21 protein-coding genes are annotated in these 22,474 nt (G+C 63.8%); 9 read left to right on the top strand and 12 right to left on the bottom strand.

Features of this window, described 5'->3' with window-relative positions:
- Positions 1-19: 19 nt before the first annotated feature.
- From GTW25_RS17400 to rarD, 4 genes are all read left to right on the top strand, one after another.
- Positions 20-403 (top strand): VOC family protein, encoded by a 384-nt coding sequence (locus GTW25_RS17400; protein ID WP_252913484.1) that lies wholly within the window; start codon positions 20-22, stop codon positions 401-403.
- A gap of 3 nt (positions 404-406) precedes the next feature.
- Positions 407-895: a GFA family protein gene (locus GTW25_RS17395; protein WP_252913483.1), complete on the top strand. Its 489-nt coding sequence runs from the start codon at positions 407-409 to the stop codon at positions 893-895.
- Positions 892-2,505, top strand: coding sequence for a citramalate synthase (gene cimA, locus GTW25_RS17390; RefSeq protein ID WP_252913482.1), 1,614 nt, complete (start codon positions 892-894; stop codon positions 2,503-2,505). The genes GTW25_RS17395 and cimA overlap by 4 nt, the downstream gene beginning before the upstream one ends.
- Positions 2,506-2,614: 109 nt before the next feature.
- The gene (rarD, locus tag GTW25_RS17385; RefSeq protein WP_252913481.1) at positions 2,615-3,541 is read left to right on the top strand and encodes an EamA family transporter RarD; all 927 of its coding nucleotides are present in this window, start codon (positions 2,615-2,617) and stop codon (positions 3,539-3,541) included.
- On the opposite strand, the gene GTW25_RS17380 is transcribed toward rarD, so the two are convergent.
- Positions 3,525-4,136, bottom strand: a complete 612-nt coding sequence (locus GTW25_RS17380; RefSeq protein WP_252913480.1) for an LOG family protein — start codon at positions 4,134-4,136, stop codon at positions 3,525-3,527. The genes rarD and GTW25_RS17380 overlap by 17 nt on opposite strands.
- A gap of 124 nt (positions 4,137-4,260) precedes the next feature.
- Between GTW25_RS17380 and GTW25_RS17375 the strand changes: the two genes are divergently transcribed.
- From GTW25_RS17375 to pssA, 5 genes are all read left to right on the top strand, one after another.
- The gene (locus GTW25_RS17375) at positions 4,261-5,919 is read left to right on the top strand and encodes a LysM peptidoglycan-binding domain-containing protein (RefSeq protein WP_252913479.1); all 1,659 of its coding nucleotides are present in this window, start codon (positions 4,261-4,263) and stop codon (positions 5,917-5,919) included.
- A gap of 61 nt (positions 5,920-5,980) precedes the next feature.
- Positions 5,981-6,331, top strand: a complete 351-nt coding sequence (locus GTW25_RS17370) for an ArsR/SmtB family transcription factor (protein ID WP_252913478.1) — start codon at positions 5,981-5,983, stop codon at positions 6,329-6,331.
- A complete protein-coding gene (locus GTW25_RS17365; protein WP_252913477.1) occupies positions 6,321-8,231 on the top strand; it encodes an ABCB family ABC transporter ATP-binding protein/permease in 1,911 nt (636 codons plus the stop codon). The genes GTW25_RS17370 and GTW25_RS17365 overlap by 11 nt, the downstream gene beginning before the upstream one ends.
- 64 nt (positions 8,232-8,295) lie before the next feature.
- Positions 8,296-8,994 (top strand): phosphatidylserine decarboxylase, encoded by a 699-nt coding sequence (locus GTW25_RS17360; protein WP_252913476.1) that lies wholly within the window; start codon positions 8,296-8,298, stop codon positions 8,992-8,994.
- Positions 8,994-9,821 carry a CDP-diacylglycerol--serine O-phosphatidyltransferase gene (pssA, locus tag GTW25_RS17355; RefSeq protein ID WP_252913475.1) on the top strand — a complete coding sequence of 276 codons (828 nt, stop codon included), beginning with the start codon at positions 8,994-8,996 and terminating at the stop codon, positions 9,819-9,821. The genes GTW25_RS17360 and pssA overlap by 1 nt, the downstream gene beginning before the upstream one ends.
- Here the strand turns inward: pssA and GTW25_RS17350 are convergent.
- From GTW25_RS17350 to rpsF, 11 genes are all read right to left on the bottom strand, one after another.
- Complete coding sequence (locus GTW25_RS17350) at positions 9,804-12,011, bottom strand: AMP-binding protein (RefSeq protein ID WP_252913474.1); 2,208 nt, start codon at positions 12,009-12,011, stop codon at positions 9,804-9,806. The two genes, pssA and GTW25_RS17350, sit on opposite strands and share 18 nt — an antisense overlap.
- Before the next feature lie 104 nt (positions 12,012-12,115).
- Positions 12,116-12,856 carry an SDR family NAD(P)-dependent oxidoreductase gene (locus GTW25_RS17345; protein WP_252913473.1) on the bottom strand — a complete coding sequence of 247 codons (741 nt, stop codon included), beginning with the start codon at positions 12,854-12,856 and terminating at the stop codon, positions 12,116-12,118.
- 12 nt (positions 12,857-12,868) lie between these two features.
- Positions 12,869-14,341 (bottom strand): amidophosphoribosyltransferase, encoded by a 1,473-nt coding sequence (purF, locus tag GTW25_RS17340; RefSeq protein WP_252913472.1) that lies wholly within the window; start codon positions 14,339-14,341, stop codon positions 12,869-12,871.
- A gap of 55 nt (positions 14,342-14,396) precedes the next feature.
- Entirely contained in the window at positions 14,397-14,945 is a 549-nt protein-coding gene (locus GTW25_RS17335) for a CvpA family protein (protein ID WP_252913471.1), read from the bottom strand.
- Positions 14,946-14,984: 39 nt separating this feature from the next.
- Complete coding sequence (gene radA, locus GTW25_RS17330) at positions 14,985-16,385, bottom strand: DNA repair protein RadA (protein ID WP_252913470.1); 1,401 nt, start codon at positions 16,383-16,385, stop codon at positions 14,985-14,987.
- 168 nt (positions 16,386-16,553) lie between these two features.
- Entirely contained in the window at positions 16,554-17,720 is a 1,167-nt protein-coding gene (gene alr, locus GTW25_RS17325; RefSeq protein ID WP_252913469.1) for an alanine racemase, read from the bottom strand.
- Entirely contained in the window at positions 17,721-19,211 is a 1,491-nt protein-coding gene (locus GTW25_RS17320; RefSeq protein WP_252913468.1) for a replicative DNA helicase, read from the bottom strand.
- A gap of 192 nt (positions 19,212-19,403) precedes the next feature.
- Positions 19,404-20,669 carry a cyclopropane fatty acid synthase gene (locus GTW25_RS17315; protein WP_252913467.1) on the bottom strand — a complete coding sequence of 422 codons (1,266 nt, stop codon included), beginning with the start codon at positions 20,667-20,669 and terminating at the stop codon, positions 19,404-19,406.
- A 139-nt stretch (positions 20,670-20,808) separates the two neighbouring features.
- Positions 20,809-21,420, bottom strand: a complete 612-nt coding sequence (rplI, locus tag GTW25_RS17310; protein ID WP_252913466.1) for a 50S ribosomal protein L9 — start codon at positions 21,418-21,420, stop codon at positions 20,809-20,811.
- A 193-nt stretch (positions 21,421-21,613) separates the two neighbouring features.
- Entirely contained in the window at positions 21,614-21,862 is a 249-nt protein-coding gene (gene rpsR, locus GTW25_RS17305) for a 30S ribosomal protein S18 (protein ID WP_252913465.1), read from the bottom strand.
- Positions 21,862-22,323: a 30S ribosomal protein S6 gene (rpsF, locus tag GTW25_RS17300; protein ID WP_252913464.1), complete on the bottom strand. Its 462-nt coding sequence runs from the start codon at positions 22,321-22,323 to the stop codon at positions 21,862-21,864. Before rpsF ends, rpsR begins: the two co-directional genes overlap by 1 nt.
- Positions 22,324-22,474: the final 151 nt, after the last annotated feature.

Raw genomic sequence — 22,474 nt, 5'->3', positions numbered from 1 at the left:
CGAAGCCAAGGAGGCTGTGATGATCGATCATACCGGCATACCCGTTTCGGACTGGGAAAAGTCCAAGGCTTTCTACGATGCGGTTTTCGCCGCAATTGGCGCTAAGTTGCTCTATGTCGTTCCGAAGGAGTTCACCGATGGCCGAAACGTCGGCGGCTATGGACGCGACAAGCCGGATTTCTGGCTTCATGAAAGCAAGGAAGTGGGCTTGGGCCGACACACTGCCTTCACCGCGAACAACCGCGCTGAGGTCGACGCTTTTTACGCTGCGGGTTTGAATGCGGGCGGCAAAGACAACGGTGCGCCTGGCCTTCGGCCGCAATATCATGCGGACTATTACGGCGCATTTCTCTTTGATCCGGACGGTAACAATATAGAAGCCGTTTGCCACCGGCCGGAGTAAATCATGAGCCTTCCCAACAAGCCGGTCTATACAGGCGGTTGCCAGTGCGGGGCGGTGCGTTTTCGCATCGAGGGTGCACTCAATCAGGCGTCGATCTGTCATTGCCGTATGTGTCAGAAGGCGTTCGGCAATTTCTACGCGCCGTTGGCGAATGTGACGCCGGACGATCTGTCGTGGACACGCGGGGAGCCAAAGCGTTTCCGCTCATCGAACCATGGGCTGCGCGGCTTTTGCGGCGAATGCGGCACGCCGCTGACCTACGAGGCGCCCGACGGGATCGCGCTTGCTATCGGTGCGTTCGACCGGCCGGAGGATGTTGCGCCGACGAAGCAGTGGGGCGTCGAGGAAAAGCTGCCCTATGTCGACGGGCTTCATGAGTTGCCGGGTTTTCCGACCGAATCCGATGATGAGGCGACGTTCCTGTCGGACATCGTCTCGTTCCAGCATCCCGACCACGACACCGAGACCTGGCCGCAGAAGGACAGACCATGACCCGCGAGCGCGTGTATCTATTCGATACGACCCTCAGAGACGGCCAGCAGACGCCGGGGGTCGATTTTTCGCTTGAGGACAAGATCGCCATCGCGGGAATGCTCGACGAATTCGGCATCGACTATGTCGAGGGCGGCTATCCGGGCGCGAATCCGACGGACACGGCGTTCTTCCAGAAAAAGCGCACCGGCAGATCGGCTTTCGTCGCCTTCGGCATGACGAAACGGGCAGGGGTGTCGGCCTCGAACGATCCGGGGCTTGCGGCGCTCTTGCAGGCGAAGGCGGATGCGATCTGCTTCGTCGCCAAGAGCTGGGACTACCACGTTCGCGTCGCGCTCGGCTGCACCAATGACGAGAATCTGGAATCGATCAGCGCCTCGGTCGAGGCGGCGAAAGCGGCCGGTCGCGAACCTCTGGTCGATTGCGAGCATTTCTTCGACGGGTTCAAGGCCAATCCCGATTATGCCGTGGCATGCGCCAAAGCGGCATACGATGCAGGCGCGCGCTGGGTCGTCCTGTGTGATACCAATGGCGGCACGCAGCCGGCCGAAGTGCGCGAGATCGTCGCCAAGGTGATTGCGGCGGGCATTCCCGGCGACCGGCTGGGCATCCATGCGCATGACGACACGGGGCAGGCGGTGGCGAACTCATTGGCGGCCATCGAGGCCGGTGTGCGGCAGGTGCAGGGCACGCTGAACGGAATCGGCGAGCGCTGCGGCAATGCCAATCTCGTAACGCTGATCGCGACGCTGGTTCTGAAGCCGGCCTTCGCGGATCGCTTCGAAACGGCGATCACGCCGGAACGGCTCGAAGGGTTGGCGCGGCTGTCGCGTGGCTTCGACGAACTTTTGAACCGCGCGCCGAATGCGCAGGCGCCCTATGTCGGCGCATCGGCCTTCGCGACCAAGGCCGGCATCCACGCCTCCGCCATTTTGAAGGAACCGGAAACTTACGAGCACGTACCGCCGGAAAGCGTCGGCAATGCGCGCCGCGTCATGGTGTCGGATCAGGGCGGCAAGTCGAATTTCATCGCCGAACTCAAGCGGCGCGGCATCGTGGTCGACAAGGCCGATCCGCGCCTCGATACGCTGATTTCGCTGGTGAAGGAGCGGGAGGCGCAAGGCTATGCCTATGAGGGCGCGGATGCGAGCTTCGAGCTTCTGGCGCGCCGCACGCTCGGCCGCGTGCCGGATTTCTTCAAGGTCGAGAGCTTCCGCTGCATGGTGGAGCGCCGCTTCGACGCCAATGGCGAGTTGAAGACCGTCTCGGAAGCCATCGTGAAGCTGACCGTGGACGGCGAGGAGAAGATGTCGGTCGCCGAGGGACACGGGCCCGTCAACGCGCTCGATCTCGCCTTGCGCAAGGACCTCGGCAAGTTTCAGGCGGAAATCGAGGACCTCGAACTGGTCGACTACAAGGTGCGTATCCTCAATGGCGGCACCGAGGCGATCACCCGCGTCCTGATCGAATCGCATGACGCGACCGGCGAGCGCTGGTGGACGGTGGGCGTTTCGGAAAACATCATCGATGCCTCGTTTCAGGCCCTCATGGATTCGATTGTCTACAAGTTGGTCAAGGCCGGTCCTGCCGTGGATGCACGAGCTGCGTGATTGGTCCATCAGCGAATCGCGATGGGTGCATCAATGATTTGCGATGGTGTTCGATGGGTCGCGTATGCGACAGGGCGGTCATGCACATGCTTCCAGACTGCTCGATGACATGACCGACACGCCGAACGCCCAGCAAAACGAGTCCCTTCGCGGCTTTGCTTTCGCGGGTTCCGCCTATCTTCTATGGGGCTTTTTGCCCTTTTACATGAAGGCTGTCGCGCATATGCCGGCGGCCGAAGTGGTGGCGCATCGCGCGCTCTGGTCGCTTCCGATCGCGGGATTCGTCCTTTTGTGGCTCGGCCGAACGGCCGACATCAAGATTGCGCTGACGACGCCGCGCATGCTGGGCATGGCGGTTGTGACCGCGTCGCTCATTTCGGTCAACTGGGGAATCTATATCTGGGCGATTGCGGTCGGACGTACGGTCGAGGCGGCGCTGGGATATTACATAAATCCGCTTTTCAGCGTGTTCCTCGCAGCGGTGTTTCTCGGCGAAAGGCTGGGGCGCGCGCAGATCGTCGCAATCGGTTTCGCCGTCGTCGCCGTCTCGATCCTGACATGGGAGCGCGGCGGCCTGCCCTGGGTCTCGGTCGGACTGGCGGTGACGTGGGGCTTCTACGCCATGTTCAAGCGGTCGCTGCCCATCGGCCCCAATCAGGGGTTCTTCGTCGAAGTGTTGCTTATCAGCGTGCCCGCGCTCGGTTACATCGTCTGGCTGACGGCAAGCGGAAACACGCATTTCGGCAGTCTGACCGGGCTGGACACATGGCTGCTTCTGGCCTCGGGTCTGGTCACCGCGATCCCGCTGATGCTCTATGCCAACGGCGCCAAGCTGCTGAAACTCTCGACTATCGGCATGATGCAGTACATTGCGCCGAGCATCATCTTCCTCGTGGCGGTCTTCATCTTCAGGGAGCCGTTCACGCTGACGACTTTCGTCGCCTTCCTGTTCATCTGGGCGGCGCTGGCGATCTTCACATGGTCGATGCTGACCCAGCGCAAGGCAGGCGCGATCGCCGCTACATCCGCTCGATGATCGCCTGATCGCCGTCCATATCGGTGCGCCGCTTTGCTGCCTCGATGATTGCCGGCACGATGTCGGCCGCATCGTCGACGACGAGCGGGCGCACCAGATGCTGGGAATGGATGAAGCCTTCGCCCTTCATGTGATCGATCAGCGACAGCATGGGGTTCCAGAAGCCCGCCACATTGCCGAAAACCATCGGCTTTTCGTGCCGGCCGAGCTGCGCCCATGTCATGATCTCGACGATCTCCTCGACCGTGCCGATACCGCCCGGCAAGGCGACGAAGGCATCGGAACGCTCGAACATGGCATGTTTGCGCTCATGCATGTCTTCGGTGATGATCACTTCGTCCAGATGATCGAGCCCGGTCGCGTCGCCCGCTTCCTTGCGGATCAAAAAGCGCGGGATGATGCCGGTGACACTGCCGCCGCCTTCGACGGCTCCGTTCGCGACCGCGCCCATGATGCCCTTCAGGCCGCCGCCATAGACCAGCGTGATGCCCGCCGCCGCCATGGCACGGCCGAGCGTGCGGCCGGCTTCGAGATAGACGGGGCTGTTGCCCGGCGAGGATCCGCAATAGACGCAGATGGATCGAATCGTGCTCATGCGCGCATTGGGTAGGCCCATGCCCGAACAGGTCAAGAGCCGCTACGGCCTTTTTCTTGTGGCGCTTCGAGAAACGGGATAAACCGGGCTTTGCCGGCTCGTAAGCCGGTTTGGGGAAGGCGCGATGATTGCGAACTGGTTGAAGATCCTGCTGTTTGCCGCCGGCGGAATCACGGCGGCTGCCGGAACGGCTTACTATACGGGCATCTATGATCCCTGGGCATCGCGAGACACGGGATCACCGGTCGCGTCGGCGCCCGATTCGGCTGCCCCGGCAGGCGGTGCGGCGACAGGCGACAGGCCCGTCGCCGTTCTTGAGGATGAGGATGCGGCCGGCGCGCCCGCGCCCGCACCCCAAACCGACGCTCCTTCGCAAGACGCCGAGATCGCTGCGCTCCCCGAGGCTGATGACTCTGCTGAGACGACGCAGACGGGTGAGGGCGAAGACCTTGCGATTCCATCCTTCCATATCGTGCGGGTCGAGCCGAACGGGTCCATGGTGATCGCCGGCAGCGCGGAGCCTAATTCCGAAATCGAGGTCGTCGCAGGTGCTCATGTGATCGCGCGCGCCGATGTCGGACCCAGCGGCGATTTCGCCGCCGTGCTCGACGATTCGCTCGATCCGGGCGACTATCAGATCGTTCTGCGCTCGACCGGGCCGGATGAGGGGCAGGTGACGACGTCGCTCGAAACCGCGATCGTGTCAGTGCCGGACAATTCGTCCGGTCAGGTTCTGGCGCTGGTCGAGGAGCCGGGCGCCGCATCGCGGCTGATCACCGTTCCCGAAGCGCAAGCTATGCAGGAAGACGCGAACGCAGCCGACGAGGCCGAGCGCGAGATCGCCGAGGCAGGGCAGACGCAAGCCGCCACGGATACGCCCGACGAACAGGCCGAAAGCGCGACGGAAACGGATGCTGCGACCGACGAAGCCGAGGTCGCTCGCGTCGACCCTGAACCGGCGGAAGTGGCGCCGTCGCGTCCCGCGACCCCACGCAACACGCTCGCCGTCGAGGCGATCGAGATCGAGGGGCGCTCGGTCTTCGTGGCCGGGCGGGGTACGGCGGGCACGACATTGCGCGTCTACGCGAACGACATCCTGCTCGGCGAGGCGCAGGTGTCCGAGGCCGGCCGCTTCCTGATCGAAACGCACGCCGACCTGGCGGTGGGCGATTATATCGTGCGCGCCGACGTGATCGGGCCGGGCGGCGAGGTCACGGCGCGTGCGGCGGTGCCGTTCCAGCGCGAGCCGGGCGAGACGGTTGCGGCCGTGGCGCCGCGTGAATCCGCTGCAAGCGCCGACACCGGGGCCGGGGACGAGCGGGAGGCGCGTCCGGCGGACGTCGATGCGCCGCAGACGCAGGCGCGGACGGATACGTCGCAGCCGGGTTCGGGTGCGGCGACTTCACCTGAAACCCCCGAGGCGGGAAAGCCAGCCGCGACCCCGCAGACAGACGCGGTCACGACACCGGAAACACCCCGGACGGTGCCGACCACGGACTCGGCTTCCGCTGCGATCGAAGAGACGATGTCGCCCGGTCTTCAGTCCGTCGACGGGTCCGTCATCATCCGGCGCGGCGATACGCTCTGGCGCATTTCGCGCCGCGTCTACGGCCGCGGCGTGCGGTATTCGACGATCTATCTGGCCAATCAGGATCAAATCCGCGATCCCGACATGATCTGGCCGGGCCAGATCTTTGCCGTTCCGGAAGAAACAGAAGAAGGTGAGCGGGCCGATATGAGCACCGTCTCGGATCAGCTCGCGCCGCAGACATCCACCGAATAACGAGCGACTGCGCCGACGCGACCTTGCATCTGCAACGATCATCGTTTATCGGCGATGAACGATGAATACGATTCAGGGTTCCCCCACGCCGATCGAGAAGATGCTTGCCGGCCGCCTTGGCGCGCTTGCGCATCCCGCACGGCTGCGCATCCTCCAGCATCTGTCTGGCCATCCTGCTTGTTGCTGCAAGGAAGTCGTCGAGTGCCTCGATCTGGCGCAGTCGACCGTGTCGCAGCATCTGAAAATCCTGGTCGATGCGGGGCTGGTCATCTACCGGCCGGAGCGCCCGCGCTCGGTCTATCAGGTCGATCGCGCGGCGCTCGCCGGCCTTTCGACGAGCCTTGCCGGCCTCATTGAGGCCTGCTGCGCGGGCGAACCGCAATCCTGCAAGGACAAGAATAGTGGCAACTAAGCCCAAGACCGTCTCCGCCGAATCCGGCTCCGTCCTGGCGACGCTCGTCAATTTGTGGCCCTATATGTGGCCCGACGACCGGCCCGACCTGAAGCTGCGCGTGGTTTGGGCGACTGTCTTCCTCGTGATCGCCAAACTGATTCTCATCCTCGTTCCGTATTTCTTCAAATGGGCGACGGATGCGCTGAACGGTCAGTTCGCCGCGCCCGATTACATTCCGGCGCTGCTGGTCGCGCCGGTGATGCTGGTTCTTGCCTATAATGTCGTGCGCATCGTGCAACTCGGCTTCAACCAGTTGCGCGACGCCCTGTTCGCCCGCGTCGGTCAGTATGCCGTGCGCCAGCTTGCCCACAAGACCTTCGTACATATGCATGAACTGTCGCTTCGCTTCCATCTGGAACGGCGCACGGGCGGCCTGTCGCGCATCATCGAGCGCGGCACGAAGGGCATCGACGCGATCGTGCGGTTCACGATCCTCAACACGGTCCCGACCATTCTCGAATTCGCGCTGACGGCGATCATCTTCGCGGTCGCCTATGGCTGGATCTATGTCGCGATCATCGCGGCGACGGTCGTTCTCTATACGTGGTTCACCGTGAAGGCGAGCGACTGGCGTATCGAGATCCGCCGCGAGATGAACGAGAGCGACACCGACGCCAATACCAAGGCGATCGATTCGCTTCTGAATTTCGAGACGGTCAAATATTTCGGCAACGAGAAGATGGAGGCCGAACGCTTCGACCGCTCGATGGCGCGCTACGAGGAGGCGGCCACCAAGACCTGGACCTCGCTCGGCTGGCTGAACTTCGGCCAGGGCGTCATCTTCGGCATCGGCATGGCGGCGGTCATGGCGCTGTCGGCCTGGGAGGTGTCGCAGGGAACCCATACACTCGGCGATTTCGTCTTCGTCAACGCCATGCTGATGCAGCTTTCGGTTCCGCTCAACTTCATCGGCTTCATCTATCGCGAAATCCGGCAGGGCCTGACCGACATCGAGAACATGTTCGATCTTCTCGACGTGCCGCAGGAGGTGGAGGATCGCCCCGATGCGCGGCAACTCGCGGTCGACAGGGGGACCGTGCGCTTCGACGACGTGCATTTCGCCTACGATCCGGCCCGCCCGATCCTGAAAGGCGTCAGCTTCGAGGTTCCCGCCGGTCGCACCGTCGCCATTGTCGGCCCGTCGGGTGCCGGCAAGTCGACCGTCTCGCGCCTTCTCTATCGCTTCTACGACATCGGCTCGGGCGTGATCACCATCGACGGGCAGGACGTGCGCGAAGTCACGCAGGAAAGCTTGCGCGCCGTGATCGGCATGGTCCCGCAGGACACCGTGCTCTTCAACGACACGATCGCCTACAATATCCGCTACGGGCGCATATCGGCGGGCGAGGACGAAGTGAAGCGCGCTGCCGAACTGGCGCAGATCGGGCCGTTCATCGAGCGCCTGCCCGGCGGCTACCGCTCCATGGTTGGAGAACGCGGCCTGAAACTGTCGGGCGGCGAGAAACAGCGCGTGGCGATCGCGCGAACGATCCTGAAAGCGCCGCCGATCCTGATCCTCGACGAGGCGACCTCCGCGCTCGACACGCATACGGAGCAGGAAATCCAGGCCGCGCTCGATCTCGTCTCGAAGGGGCGCACCACGATCGTCATCGCGCATCGCCTGTCGACCGTCATCGGCGCCGACGAGATCATCGTCCTCAAGGATGGCGAGATCGCCGAGCGCGGCCGTCATGGCGACCTGCTTGGCGCGGGCGGCCTTTATGCTGCGATGTGGGCACGCCAGCGTGAAGCGACGGAAGCCGAGGAAAAGCTGCGGCAGGCACGCGAAGAGGACGACCTCGGCGTCGTCGTACGCCGTCGCACGCCGGAAGTGGAGACGGAACGCGAGGAGGGGTGACGCGTTGCGACCGGGTGGGTATTGGGCTAATTGAGCCCTTTGCCAACTCCAGCCGGACGGTTTCATGAGCCTCGTCGACACGATCAGGAAGACCTTCGTCCCCATCAACCGGGAAGGTTACCCCTTCATAGCCGGCTTCGCGGTCGTCACGCTGATTCTTGCGATCTTCTCGACCACGCTTTTCTGGATCGGTCTGATCCTGACGGCATGGTGCACCTACTTCTTCCGCGATCCCGAACGCGTGACGCCGGTGGACGACAAGCTGGTCGTCAGCCCGGCTGACGGCGTCGTCTCGGCGGTCGGCCCGGCTTTGCCGCCGGCTGAACTGGGCCTCGGGGCGAGCGAGATGACGCGCGTTTCCGTATTCATGAATGTCTTCAACTGCCATGTGAACCGCGCGCCGGTGCGCGGGCGCATCTCGCGCATCGAGTATCGCGCGGGCAAGTTCGTCAACGCCGAACTCGACAAGGCGAGCGTCGAGAACGAGCGCAACGGCCTCGTGATCGAAAGCCCGAACGGACAGGTCGGCGTGGTGCAGGTGGCGGGCCTCGTGGCGCGCCGGATCGTATGCTGGGCGGATGCGGACAGCGATATCGGCATCGGCGAGCGCTTCGGCATCATCCGCTTCGGCTCGCGGCTCGACGTCTATCTGCCGCGCAACGCCGTCACCCGCGTCCATATCGGCCAGACGGCCGTTGCGGGCGAGACGATCATCGCCGAATTCGACGCCGCCAGGACACCCCCGCTCGTCAGGGTGTCGTGATGTGGCCTTTCGCGACATATGAGACGAGCGCGCGCCGCCGCAGCCCGCGTCTGCGCGAAATCCCGCTGCGACTGATCCTGCCGAACCTCGTCACGGTGCTGTCGATCTGCGCGGGCCTGTCGGGAATCCGGCTGGCCTTCGAGGACCGCTTCGAAATCGCCGTCGCACTGGTGCTGCTGGCCGCCTGCCTCGATGCGCTCGACGGCCGGCTGGCACGTATGCTGAAGGCGAGTTCGCCCTTCGGCGCACAGATGGATTCGCTGGCCGACATCATGAATTTCGGCGTCGCACCGGCACTCGTGCTCTACGCCTTCGTGCTAAATTCGGCGGGCGCGTTCGGCTGGACGGCGGCGCTGGTCTTCGCGATCGCCTGCTGCCTGCGGCTCGCCCGGTTCAACGTGATGCTCGACGATCCGGACCGCCCCGCCTGGCAGAACGACTATTTCGTCGGCGTCCCGGCCCCGGCCGGCGCGCTTCTGGTATTGATGCCGGTCTATCTGGGCCTCATCGGCGTGCCGGTGAACCAGACGTTCGGTTTCATCTCGGCCGCCTTCACCATCTTCGTGGCGCTGCTTCTGGTCAGCCAGTTGCCGGTCTATTCGGGCAAGTCGAGCGGCATGCGTGTGCGCCGCGACCTCGTCCTGCCGCTGATCCTCGCCATCGTCGGTTATGTGGCGCTTCTGTTCAGCTATACGTGGACGACGCTCGCTTTGACGGCCGCTGCCTACTTCCTGATGCTGCCGTTCAGCGTGCGCGCCTATGGCCGGCGCGCGGCGCAGGCCGAACACGAAACAGCGGTGGACGAGGCGTCAGGCAGCGCTGCTTAAATCGTTGCCTTCGCCGGCAAGGGCTGCGAGCCGGGCATAGTCGATCCGGCCATTGATCGTGGTCGGCATCGATTTGATTGCGATCACCGTGGCCGGTAGGGCACCCGACTGGAAGCCGAGACGCTTCCAGCGCCGCGACAGCGCCGAACGATCGGCATCGGGCTCCGTGGTGAAGAGAACAATCCTGTCCGTGCCATCGGGCTGCCGCTGCGCGATCGCGCCATGGACCGCCTCGGGCCAGACGGCCTCTGCGCCTTCCTCGGAAAGCGCCACCGGCACGGTGACGCCATCCACGCTTGCCAGACGCTCCGTGCGACCGACGATGTTTATGTAGCCTTCGCGATCGATAGTGACGATATCGCCCGTGTCGAACCAGCCATCCTGCAGGATCGGCGTTTCCTCGGCCAGATACCGGTTGGCGATGTTCGGACCCGACACCCACAGGAGATCGCCCTTTCCGAGCCCGTCAACGGGCTCGAGACGCATCCGCATGCCGGGCAAAAGACGACCGACGGTGCCGCCTCGTCCATGCGTGATGGAATTCACGGCGACGACAGGCGCCGTCTCCGTCATGCCGTAGCCTTCCATGATGGTCTTGCCGAAACGCTCCTGCCAAAGCGTGCGCGTTGTCCCGCGCAACCGCGCGCCCCCGGCAATGATCAGCCGCAGGCTTTCAAAATCCGAGCTTTGAGCGGATTTGCCATAGGCGGAAAGCAGCGCGTCGGTCGCAAAAAGGATCGTCGGGCGACGAGTGGCTACGACCTGCGGGATTTGGCGGGTGTGGAGCGGCGAGGGATAGGTCAGCGCCCGCACACCCTTCATCAGGGGCAGGACGAGGCCGACGGTCAGGCCGAGTGAGGTGTGCTGCGGCAGGACCGCGAGCATCATATCGCCGCGCGACAGCACCAGCCGCGCCTCGATCTGTGCCGCGTTGGCGATAAGGTTGGCATTGGTCAGAACCACGCCACGCTGGCCGCCTTCGGTGGCTTGCTTGAAAAGCACGACGGCAGGATCGTCAGCGCGCCGCGCAAGACGCCGGGCACGCCACGTCATCCAACCGAGCAGTCGATCGACACCCGTGAGGGAGGCTTCGATATCCTCGATATAAACGATGCGCGCGCCGGCCTGCGTCAACGCGTCGATCTCGCCCGCAAGCCGTGCCTTCTCGACATGTGCGCGCGAGGTGATGATCGTTCGGATCGCCCCGTTGCGGACGAGGTTCAGCGGGCCGACACCCGGACCCATCATCGCCGCGACACGGCCCGCCGACTGAAGTGCGATGAATGTCGCAAAGCTTTGCGCGCCGTTCGGCAAAAGCTGCCCGACCGTGTCGCCCGCCGTGCCGATTTCGACCAGTTTGCCGGACAGCATCCGCGCCCGGGCGAGAAGGCCGCGATAGGTCAGCCGTTCACCCGCCACATCCTCAACGATCACGCGGCCGGCACCGTAGAGAAGCGCGGCGCTGCGGACGGCATGGAAGATCGTCTTCGGGCGGCCCTGACTGAAGAAGCGCGCCTCGGCGACCCGGTCGAACAGCGCGTTCGCGGTCGTCACGCCGACCGGGCCGGCAGCTTCCACCAGTTCGTCGATCGTCCTGGGCGGCATTGCCATGATGCGCAGCTTCGGAAAGAGCTTGCGCGGGGTCTTTGCCGCCGGCTCATAGGCGCCGGGCAGATGGCTCGAGCCGCGAATGTAGATCGGCACGACCTTGGCGTCGGCCGCGAGCGCGATCTTCGCGACCGCGCGATAGAGCCGGAAGCTCTTGACGTCGGGCTCGGCGTCGAACGGGAAATAGACCGCAAGCCGGCCCTTGGCCTTGAGGCGGCGCGTCAGGCGGCGGCTGACGAAGACGTGCTGCGCCTTGAAGGCGATGGTGCGCGCCAGTTCCCGCCATGGTTCGAGCCATGCCGTGCGCGAGGACGCCTCGTCGAGAATGTGCAGCGTGTCATCCGGCAGGACCGAGAGCATCAGCGCCGGGTCGACGCCCGACTGGTGCGAGATCGCGTAGATGACCGGGCCATCCGTCTGTGCGGCGCGCAGTGACGAATCATCGACGCGGAAGGCGAGTTTCAGCGGGGCATAGAGCAGCGCCTGACGCAGCGAAATCGCCTGCCGGTTCATCAGGAACACCGCAAAAGCAAGCCAGAGAGCCGCAATGCCTGCGACGATGGACAACACAGTCAGGAGCATGCCGCACCTCCCTGCTCGGGACCAAGCGGCTCTTCCGGCCGTTGGGTAGCGGAGCGTAGCCGAATGGCGATCAGAATCAATCGGACGAAATGAAAATGGTTCCGTCAGGACGACAGGTCGACGAACCGGTCCTCGCGAATGGAAAAGGTCTTGCCGGTGACGTTGACAGAAGGCGCGGCGAGCGCGGCGATGCGCCCGGCGATTTCCGATGGGTGCGGAACGCTTTTCGGGTCTTCGCCCGGCATGGCCAGCGCGCGGTGCGCCGTGCGTGTCGGCCCTGGATCGACGAGGTTGACGCGCAGCGTGGTGTTTTGCGTCTCCAGCGCCCAGCTCTTCGTCATTGCCGCCACGGCCGCCTTGGAAGCGGCGAAGGGGCCCCAATAGGCGCGCGGTGCGGCGGCGAGGTCCGATGTCATGACGATGGCTCGACCGGCATCGGAGAACTTGAGGAGGGGATCGACGGAGCGGATGACGCGCCAGGTCGCGGTTACGTTCGTCGCGATCACCTGATCGAAGACTTTCGCCTTGACGTGGCCGAGCGGCGCGATGATGCCGAGGATGCCGGCATTGGCGACGAGGATGTCGAGCTTCTTCCAGCGCTCATGGATCGCGCCGCCAAGCCGATCGACGCCCGGCGCATCGGTCAGGTCGAGCGGGACGAGCGTTGCCTGACCGCCGGCCGCCTGGATTTCGTCGTCGAGTTCTTCCAGACCACCCACGGTCCGCGCGACCGCGATGACATGCGCGCCGGCACCCGCGAGTTCCCTGGCGACGTGGTAGCCGATGCCGCGCGACGCACCGGTGACGAGTGCCACGCGGCCGGTAAGATCGAGTTTTTCAGTCATGGGTTCCGTCGGTTATTGGCCGTTGTTCGCAAGCAGCGAGAGCGTGCGGACATTGTCGACGCCATCGAGGTCGGTCAGGCGCGTCGGATATTGCTTGGTAAAGCAGGCGTCGCAGAATTGCGGTTCGTCGCCATTGCGCGAAGCTTCGCCCACGGCCCGGTAAAGCCCGTCGATCGACAGGAAGCCGAGTGAATCGACGCGGATGAAATCCGCCATTTCCTCGACCGACATGCGGCTTGCCAGAAGCTTGGCGGTCTCCGGCGTATCGACGCCGTAGAAGCAGGACGCACGCGTCGGCGGGGAGGCGATGCGCATATGCACCTCGCGCGCGCCGGCATCGCGGACCATCTGCACGATCTTCTGGCTGGTCGTGCCGCGCACGATTGAATCGTCGACCAGCACGACGCGCTTGCCCTCAATGATGCGGCGATTGGCATTGTGCTTGAGCTTGACGCCCATGTGACGGATCGAATCGGACGGCTGGATGAAGGTGCGCCCGACATAATGGTTGCGGATGATGCCGAGTTCGAAGGGAAGGCCGGCCTCCTGTGCGAAGCCGATGGCGGATGGCGTGCCCGAATCGGGAACCGGAACCACGACATCGGCGTCGACCGGGTTCTCGCGGGCGAGTTCGGCGCCGATATTCTTTCGCACGTCGTAGACGTTGCGGCCTTCGAGCACCGAATCGGGACGCGCGAAATAGACGTATTCAAAGATGCAAAAGCGCGGCTTGACCGGCTCGAAGGGGAAGAAGCTCTCAAGTCCGCTGGAGGTGACGACCACCATTTCGCCCGGTTCCAGGTCACGCACGAAGCGCGCGCCCATGATGTCGAGCGCGCATGTTTCGGACGCGAATATGTATGCGCCGTCGAGATCGCCGAGAACGAGCGGCCGAATGCCGAGCGGATCGCGGCAGCCGATCATCTTCTTCGACGTCAGGGCGACGAGCGAGAACGCACCTTCGAGCTGGCGCACGGCCTCGATGAAGCGGGAATTGGTGTCGCGCTCCTTGGAGGTGGCGACGAGGTGCATGATCGTCTCGGTGTCCGAAGTGGACGAGAAGATCGCGCCTTCCTTCTGGAGTCGGCGCTGGACGGTCATGGCATTGGTGATGTTGCCGTTATGGGCGACCGCCAGGCCACCATCGGAGAGTTCTGCGAAGAAGGGCTGGACGTTGCGCAGGCCCGAGCCGCCCGTCGTCGCATAGCGCGTATGGCCGATCGCGCGGGAGCCGTGCAGCCGATCCATCACCGATTGCTTGGTGAACGTGTCGCCGATCAGTCCGATATGCCGCTCGACGTGGAATTGCGAGCCGTCATAGGAGACGATGCCGGCGGCTTCCTGTCCGCGATGCTGGAGCGCGTGCAGCCCGAGCGTCACGATCGCGGCGGCGTCCTGCCGGCCGAAAATGCCGAACACGCCGCATTCGTCGTGGAAGCGGTCGTCGCCGTCTCCGGCAAAAGGGGTATCGTCTGCGTCTGCCATGGCTTGCGGCCTTTCAGCACGAAATGAAGCGGCGCCTGCCGGCGCCGCGCGAAAATCAGTTGCCTGCGGGAGGCGGTGCTTCTTCACCGGAGGTTCCCTCGCCGATCCGGTCGAGCAGCGAGTTCTCGGGGTCGTCCGGAAGGACGCCCTCGAGCCAGGTTCCGATGCCTTCGAGCAGCGGGCGCGACTTCGCCTCGGCGACCCAGCCGGGCTGGTTGGCGCCCACAAGCCACGAGAAGAAAAGGAAAGCGACGGCCACGACGAGTATGCCGCGCGCCGCGCCATAGACGAAGCCGAGCGTGCGGTCCAGCGCACCAACCCGGGAATCGATGATGAAATCGGCGAGCTTCATGGTGATCACCGTGACGATGATGAGCGCGATGAAGAAGACGATTGCCGCGGCCGCGAAAAGAACAAGCTGCGCATTGTCGATATAGGATTCCAAAAAGGGAACGACGAGCGGATGGAAATAATAAGCCGCCGCGGCCGCTGCCACCCACGATGCGATGGACAGAACCTCGCGCGAAAAGCCGCGAACCATGGCGAGCATGGCCGAAACGAGAGTGAAGCCGACGAGAATTCCGTCAAGCAGCGTTATCGGCATTTGAACTCCATCGTCGTTCCGGCGTCGGATCGTCCGGCTCTATTCTTCATCGCTCTGCGGCTTGCGCCGGCCGGCGATGCGTACCACCAGATCGGCCAGTTCGGAAAGCTGCGCCGAGCGCGCGCCAGATCCTTTGCCGACATCTTCACTCGTCCGCGGCATGACGGCTTGAGCAAAGCCCAGCTTTTCGGCTTCCTTGAGGCGTTGTTGCGCATGCGCGACGGGCCTGATGGCGCCTGAAAGGCTGATTTCGCCGAAATAGACGCAATCGGCGGGCAGGGCAAGACCGGTCAGCGACGAAACGAGCGCCGCCGCCACTGCAAGGTCCGCCGCAGGTTCCGAAATGCGATAGCCACCGGCGACGTTGAGGTAGACGTCGTGCGTGGCGAAACGGACGCCGCAATGGGCTTCCAGCACTGCGAGAATCATCGAAAGGCGCGAATTGTCCCACCCCACGACCGCGCGGCGCGGGGTGCCGAGCGGCGAGGGCGCGACGAGCGCCTGGATTTCGACCAGCACCGGCCGCGTGCCCTCGATGCCTGCAAAGACGGCCGCGCCCGGCGATTTGGCCGAGCGCTCGCCGAGGAAAAGTTCGGACGGGTTCGAAACCTCGCGCAGGCCCTTGTCCGACATCTCGAACACGCCGATCTCGTCGGTCGGGCCGAAGCGGTTCTTCACGGTGCGCAGGATGCGATAATGGTGCCCGCCTTCGCCTTCGAAGTACAGGACGCCGTCGACCATGTGCTCCACGACGCGCGGACCGGCGATCTGGCCGTCCTTGGTGACGTGGCCGACGAGCACGATGGCGCAGCCGGTGGACTTGGCGTAGCGGATCATCGCCTGCGCGGAGGCGCGCACCTGCGTCACCGTTCCGGGCGCGGAATCGGCAAGGTCGGTCCACAGCGTCTGGATGGAATCGAGGATGACGAGGTCGGGCCGCTTGCCTTCCGAGATGGTCGCGAGAATATCTTCGACATTCGTTTCGGCGGCGAGTTCGACGCTGGTGTCGGCGGCGTGCAGCCGTTGCGCGCGCAGGCGAATCTGCGCGACCGCCTCCTCGCCCGAGACATAGACGATGCGGTAGCCCTTGCGGGCAAGTTCGGCCGCGGCCTGCGTCAGGAGCGTCGACTTGCCGATGCCCGGATCGCCACCGATGAGAATGGCCGAGCCGCGCACGAAACCGCCGCCGGTCGCCCGGTCGAGTTCGCCGATCCCGGTCGAAATGCGCGGCGCTTCCTCGATCTCGCCCGACAGCGTGGTGAGCGCGACGATGCGGCCCTTGCGCGAGGAGCGCAGCGAGCCGGGGCCAGCGCCGATGCCCGAATTGGAGCCTTCCTCGACCAGCGTGTTCCACTCGCCGCAAGCGTCGCACTTGCCGGCCCAGCGCGTATGGACCGTGCCGCAATTCTGGCAGATGAACTGGGTGCGGGATTTAGCCATGGGATCCTGTCGCCGTCCTGGCTGCGGCCCTTGCACGCCCCCCTCTGTCCTGCCGGGCATCTCCCCTGCGAGTGGGAAGATTGGCCTGCATCAACGCCGTGCGTGATCTCCCCCCATGGCGGGGAGATGTCCGGCAGGACAGAGGGCGGCAACGTAAAGCGCAAGCCGTCATCGATGAACCACCCGCCGGTGATAGCGCGCTCCGAGCGATGTCAGGAGTTCATAGGAAATTGTGCCGGCCGCCGACGCGGCCTCGTCGATCGCAATGTTCGGCCCGAACAGCTCGATCCAGTCGCCATGGCTGACCGCGCCGGCGCCAAGGTCCGTCACGTCGAAAAGCGTCAAATCCATCGTCACGCGGCCGAGGATCGGCGCGCGCCTGCCGGCGATGAATCCGTGCCCGCCTGACGGGAGCGCGTCGCGCAAAGGGACACCCGCGCCGGACAGCGAGCGGTGCAGCCCGTCCGCATATCCTGTCGCGGCAACGGCGATGATCGTATCCCGGTTCAGCGTCTGCGCCGCGCCGTAGCTGATGCTTTCGCCTGCTTTGGTGTGACGGACCTGAACGATCCGCGCCTCGACGGTCGCGACCGGACGCATCGGATTGGCGATGCCAGCCTGTGGCGCGCCGCCGTAAAGCGCGATTCCTGGCCGGACGATGTCGAAGGCGTAATCGGCGCCGAGAAAGATGCCGGACGAGTTGGCGAGGCTTGAATCGATGCCCGAAAAAAGCCGGTCAAAGCGCTGGAAGGATTCGAGTTGTTTCTCGTTCATCGGCGCGGACGGGTCGTCGGCGCAGGCAAGGTGGCTCATGAGAAGCTGCGGGCTGAGCGCGCGCGTCAGCTTGTTCTCGTGAAAGAAGCGCTGCACCTGCTGGCCGCTCAGACCGAGCCGGTTCATGCCGGTATCGACATGGACCGCACAGGGACGCGAGACATCATCGCCATCCCAGCCATAGGCTTCCCAGATCGAGATGTCCGCCTCGTCGTTGAGGACGGGAATAAGCCCCGCCTCGCCATAGATTTGCGCCGCATGGCCCTCGAACAAACCGGCCAGCACATAGATCGTGGCTTCAGGCAGGATCGCCCGCAACGCCACACCTTCCTGCGGCAGGGCGACGAAGAAGATGCGGCAGCCCTCGGCCCACAGCACCGGCGCGACGATGTCGAGCCCCAGCCCGTAGGCATTCGCCTTGACCACGCCCGCGACGCGGGCAGGGTGCGCCATCGATGATAACAGCCGATAATTCGCGGCAAGCGCGGCCACGTCGATCGACAGACGGCCGCCGCAGATACGTGGATCGATGCTGCCGATCTCTCTCTCAGGAAACGGCAACTATTCGAACCGCTCGGGAAGGTGGTCTTCCTCGGCCAAATCGGCGAAGCGGGTGAACTCGCCGACGAAAGACAGCGAAACCGTGCCTGTGGGGCCGTGGCGCTGCTTGGCGATGATCACTTCGGCCTTGCCACGCACGTCGTTCAGCTTCGTCTCCCATTCCTGATGTTCGAGCGTTCCGCGCTCCGGTTCCTTGTTCTTGAGGTAGTATTCATCGCGATAGACGAACAGCACCACGTCGGCATCCTGCTCGATCGAACCCGATTCGCGAAGGTCGGAAAGCTGCGGCCGCTTGTCGTCACGGCTTTCGACCTGACGCGAGAGCTGGGAAAGCGCGATGATCGGGACGTTGAGTTCCTTGGCGAGCGATTTGAGGCCGGTGGTGATCTCGGTGATTTCCTGAACGCGGTTCTGCGCCGATGCCTTGGACGAGCCCTGCATGAGCTGGACGTAGTCGATGACCAGCACGTCGAGCCCGCGCTGGCGCTTCAGACGTCGCGCGCGCGCCGAAAGCTGCGCGATGGAGATGCCGCCGGTCGCGTCGATGAAGAGCGGGATTTTCTGAAGCGTCTGCGTGCAGCCGACGAGCTTCGAAAAATCCGCCTCCGTCAGGTCGCCGCGCCTGATCTTGGACGAGGGCACCTCGGCCTGCTCGGAAATGATACGCGTGGCGAGCTGTTCGGCCGACATTTCCAGCGAGAAGAAGCCGATCACGCCGCCATTCTTGGCCTTGAAGGAGCCATCTGCCTGCTGCTCGGGCTCATAGGCATGCGCGATGTTGAAGGCAATGTTTGTCGCGAGCGAGGTCTTGCCCATACCCGGACGGCCGGCAAGGATGATCAGATCCGACGGCTGGAGACCGCCCATCTTACCGTCGAGATCGCGCAGTCCCGACGACACGCCCGACAGATGCCCGTCGCGCTGGTAGGCGGCGGCGGCCATGTCAATCGCGGTCTTCACCGCATCGGAAAAGCTTTCGAAGCCGCCATCGTAGCGGCCGGTCTCGGCCAGTTCGAACAGACGTCGCTCGGCATCCTCGATCTGCGCGGCCGGCGACATGTCGACCGGCGCGTCATAGGCAATGTTGACCATGTCCTCGCCGACGGTAATCAGCGCACGGCGCGTGGCGAGATCGTAGATTGCGCGGCCATAGTCGGCGGCATTGATGACGTTGACCGCTTCGGCCGCGAGGCGCGCAAGATATTGCGAGACGGTCATGTCGCCGACCTTCTCGTCGGCCGGCAGGAAGGTCTTGAGCGTGACCGGATTGGCCATCTTGCCCATGCGGATCAGTTCGCCCGCCACCTCGAAGATCTTGCGGTGAAGCGGTTCCTGAAAATGCTGCGACTTGAGGAAATCGGAGACGCGGTAGAACGCATCGTTGTTGACGAGAACGGCGCCCAAAAGCGCCTGCTCGGCCTCAATATTGTGCGGGGCCTCGCGGTAAAGCGGCTGCTCGACGGCTGCGAGTTTTCGGGCGGGCTCGGCCATTTCCATGTCCATCTGTCGGATGCGCCGACGGAACGAGAAACGTGAATCGCGGCAGGTGCGACGTGTCTAGCGCGATGCAGCCGACGCACCAACGCCGAATCGATCCATCAACAATACTTCACAGGGACGAACGGAAAAAGCGGGACTTGGCGCATGAGACGCTTGACTCGTGCAGGCCGGCCACAGCGCGCCTCACGCCTTCTTGTGCTTGCGCGGTGTCCGCGCCTTTCGCGGTTCCGGCTTGTCGGCAAGCTGCATCTCGACCTCATGGATATAATCGCGGGTAATCGGCAGCGTGTCGTTGCGTCTGGTGAGCTGGATCTGGAAGACCATCAGGTCCTGCCAGCGAAACGCGCCTTCGGATGCTGCAAGATAGAATTCCCACATCCGGCAGAAGCGCTCGTCGTACAGCGCCTTGGCGCGCTCGCGATTGGCGGCGAAGCGCTCGCGCCAGTGGCGCAAGGTCTCTGCATAGTGCAGCCGCAGGATTTCCACATCCGTCACCATCAGGCCGGACCGCTCGATCGCAGGCAGCACCTCCGACAGCGCTGGAATGTACCCGCCGGGAAAGATATGCTTGCGGATGAACGGCGCGGTGGCGGCAGGCGGGCCGGCGCGGCCGATCGAATGAAGCACCATGACGCCGTCGGGTTTCAACAGTTTGGCGCATGTCTCGAAGAAGGTGCGGTAGTGGTTGACGCCGACATGCTCGAACATGCCGACGGAAACGATGCGGTCGAACCGCTCCTGCAAGCTGCGATAATCGCGGATTTCGAAATGGACGTGCCGGTCGAAACCCAGCGCGTGCGCGCGTTCCGTCGCGACGCGGTGCTGTTCGTCCGAAAGCGTCACGCCGAGCACGTCGGCCTCGAAGTGCTGCGCCAGATATATGCCAAGGCCGCCCCACCCGGAGCCGATGTCGAGAATACTTAAGCCCGGCTTCAGGGCGAGCTTGGCAGCGATATGGCGCTTCTTCGCCTTCTGCGCCTCGTCCAGCGTCAGGTCGGGGCGCTCGAAATAGGCACAGGAATACTGCATGTCTTCGTCGAGAAAGAGCCGGTAGAGCTCTTCGGACAGGTCGTAATGGTGCTGGACATTCGCCCGCGACCGCGAGACGGGGTTCCACTGGTGCAGGGGCTTTGCGAGGAGCCGGCCTTTTTCCGCCGCGCGCATCAGCGGTGTGTGTGCTTCCACGAGGTCGAGATTGGCGTAGGCGAAGTGGATGAAATCGAGGAGATCCCCTTCGACAATATCGAGTTCGCCATTCATGTAGGCTTCGGGAACGGCGTTTGCCGGGTTCAGGAGGATGGAGCGTTCCGCACGCGTGGTGCGCAGCGCTATGTGAATTGGCTTTCCATCGCCGTTTCCGAACCGATGCCTGTCGCCACGCGAATCCGTCACGATCAGGTTGCCGGTTCTCACGATTCGGTTGCCAAGCTGTTTCAGCATCCAGAACATCGCAGACCCATGAGATCGACACGATCAATATAACGTAAGGTAATGCGATGATTTCTTAAAGGGGCGGGCTTGGGGCCACAAACGCAAAACGCCCGAGCCAGAGGCCCGGGCGTTGCAATGGTCGCAATCAAAAGAACGCTTATTCGCGCTCTTCGCCTTCGTCGGCCGCGACTTCTTCTTCCTCGTCGCCATACTCGGCATCCGGATCGAAGAATGCGTCGGGACGCGCGTTCTCGTTGATGTCGTCGCCATAGATGGCTTCGGCCGAATCCAGCGTCTCGCCGCGTGCCTGGCGCTCCGCCTCGTCAGCCGAGCGGGCGATGTTGAGCGTGATCGTGACTTCGACTTCCGGGTGAAGCGCGATGGCGATGTTGGTCAGGCCGATGGCCTTGATCGGCTGGTTCAGTTCGACCTGGTTGCGGCCGACCGAGAAGCCTTCCTCGGTGAGAAGCTCGGAGACGTCGCGCGTGGAGACCGAACCGTAGAGCTGGCCCGTCTCGCCGGCCGAGCGGACGACGACGAACGTCTTGCCGTCGAGCTGGTCGGCGACCTTCTGCGCTTCGCTCTTGCGCTCGAGGTTGCGGGCCTCGAGCTGGGCGCGCTGGCCTTCGAACTTCTTCTTGTTGGCTTCGTTGGCGCGCAGCGCCTTGCCCTGCGGCAGGAGGAAGTTGCGGGCGAACCCGTCCTTCACCTTGACCGTATCGCCCATCTGGCCGAGCTTGGAAATGCGTTCGAGCAGAATGACCTGCATGTCATTGTTCCTTCTTCATCTGCCGGCTTGACCGGCGTGGCAGGAACAGAAGAAGCGACGGATTGTTCGTCGCGGGCGCTGTCCTGCCGGTTGGCAGTTAGAGATGGGGAGCCATCTCAACTCGGAATTATCGTCTCGCCGCCATGCCGATCATGCCGGGAGAAAAAGGGGCGACGAACCGCCCCTCAAAGCCTTACTTCACGACGTAGGGCAGGAGGCCGAGGAAACGAGCGCGCTTGATCGCCTTGGCGAGTTCGCGCTGCTTCTTCTGGCTGACGGCCGTGATGCGGGACGGGACGATCTTGCCGCGCTCGGAAATGTAGCGCTGCAGGAGCTTGACGTCCTTGTAGTCGATCTTCGGAGCGCCCGCGCCGGAGAACGGGCAGGTCTTGCGGCGGCGGTGGAACGGCCGGCGCGTCGGGATCTGATTGATGTCGACCATTATGCGCCAGCTCCTTCTGCCTGACCTTCACGAGGACGGCGTGGACCACGATCGTCGCGATCGCCACGATCACCGCGCGGGCCACGGTCGCGATCGCCGCCGAAGCGGTCGCCGCGCGGGCCGCGATCACCGCGGTCGTCGCGCTTCTGCATCATCGCGGACGGGCCTTCCTCGTGCGCCTCGACCTTGATGGTCATGAAGCGCAGGATGTCTTCCGACAGGCCCATCTGGCGTTCCATTTCCTGGATGGCAGCGGCCGGAGCCGTGATGTCCATCAGGTTATAGTAAGCCTTGCGGTTCTTGTTGATGCGGTAGGTGAGGGACTTCAAGCCCCAGTTCTCCACCCGGCCGACCGATCCGCCATGCGCTTCGATGACGCCCTTGTACTGTTCGACAAGAGCTTCGACCTGCTGCGCGGAGAGGTCCTGGCGGGCAAGAAAAACGTGTTCGTAAAGAGTCATGTTTTCTTAGCCTTTCTTCGTTTCCCTGCACGGCGCCAGCGGCAAAAGCCTCATCAACTTCTCAAGCGCCGCAAGCGGGCTGGAAAGGCTGTGGTCGAGACGGTCGAGAGCGGAGACACGGGAGGCCGAAGGCACCTGACCTTCTGCATGG

The organism is Aliihoeflea aestuarii, assembly GCF_024105665.1.
Classification (GTDB): domain Bacteria; phylum Pseudomonadota; class Alphaproteobacteria; order Rhizobiales; family Rhizobiaceae; genus Aliihoeflea; species Aliihoeflea aestuarii.
The sequence above is the reverse complement of the archived record's forward strand: the minus strand, read 5'-3'. Positions and strand labels throughout refer to the sequence as shown.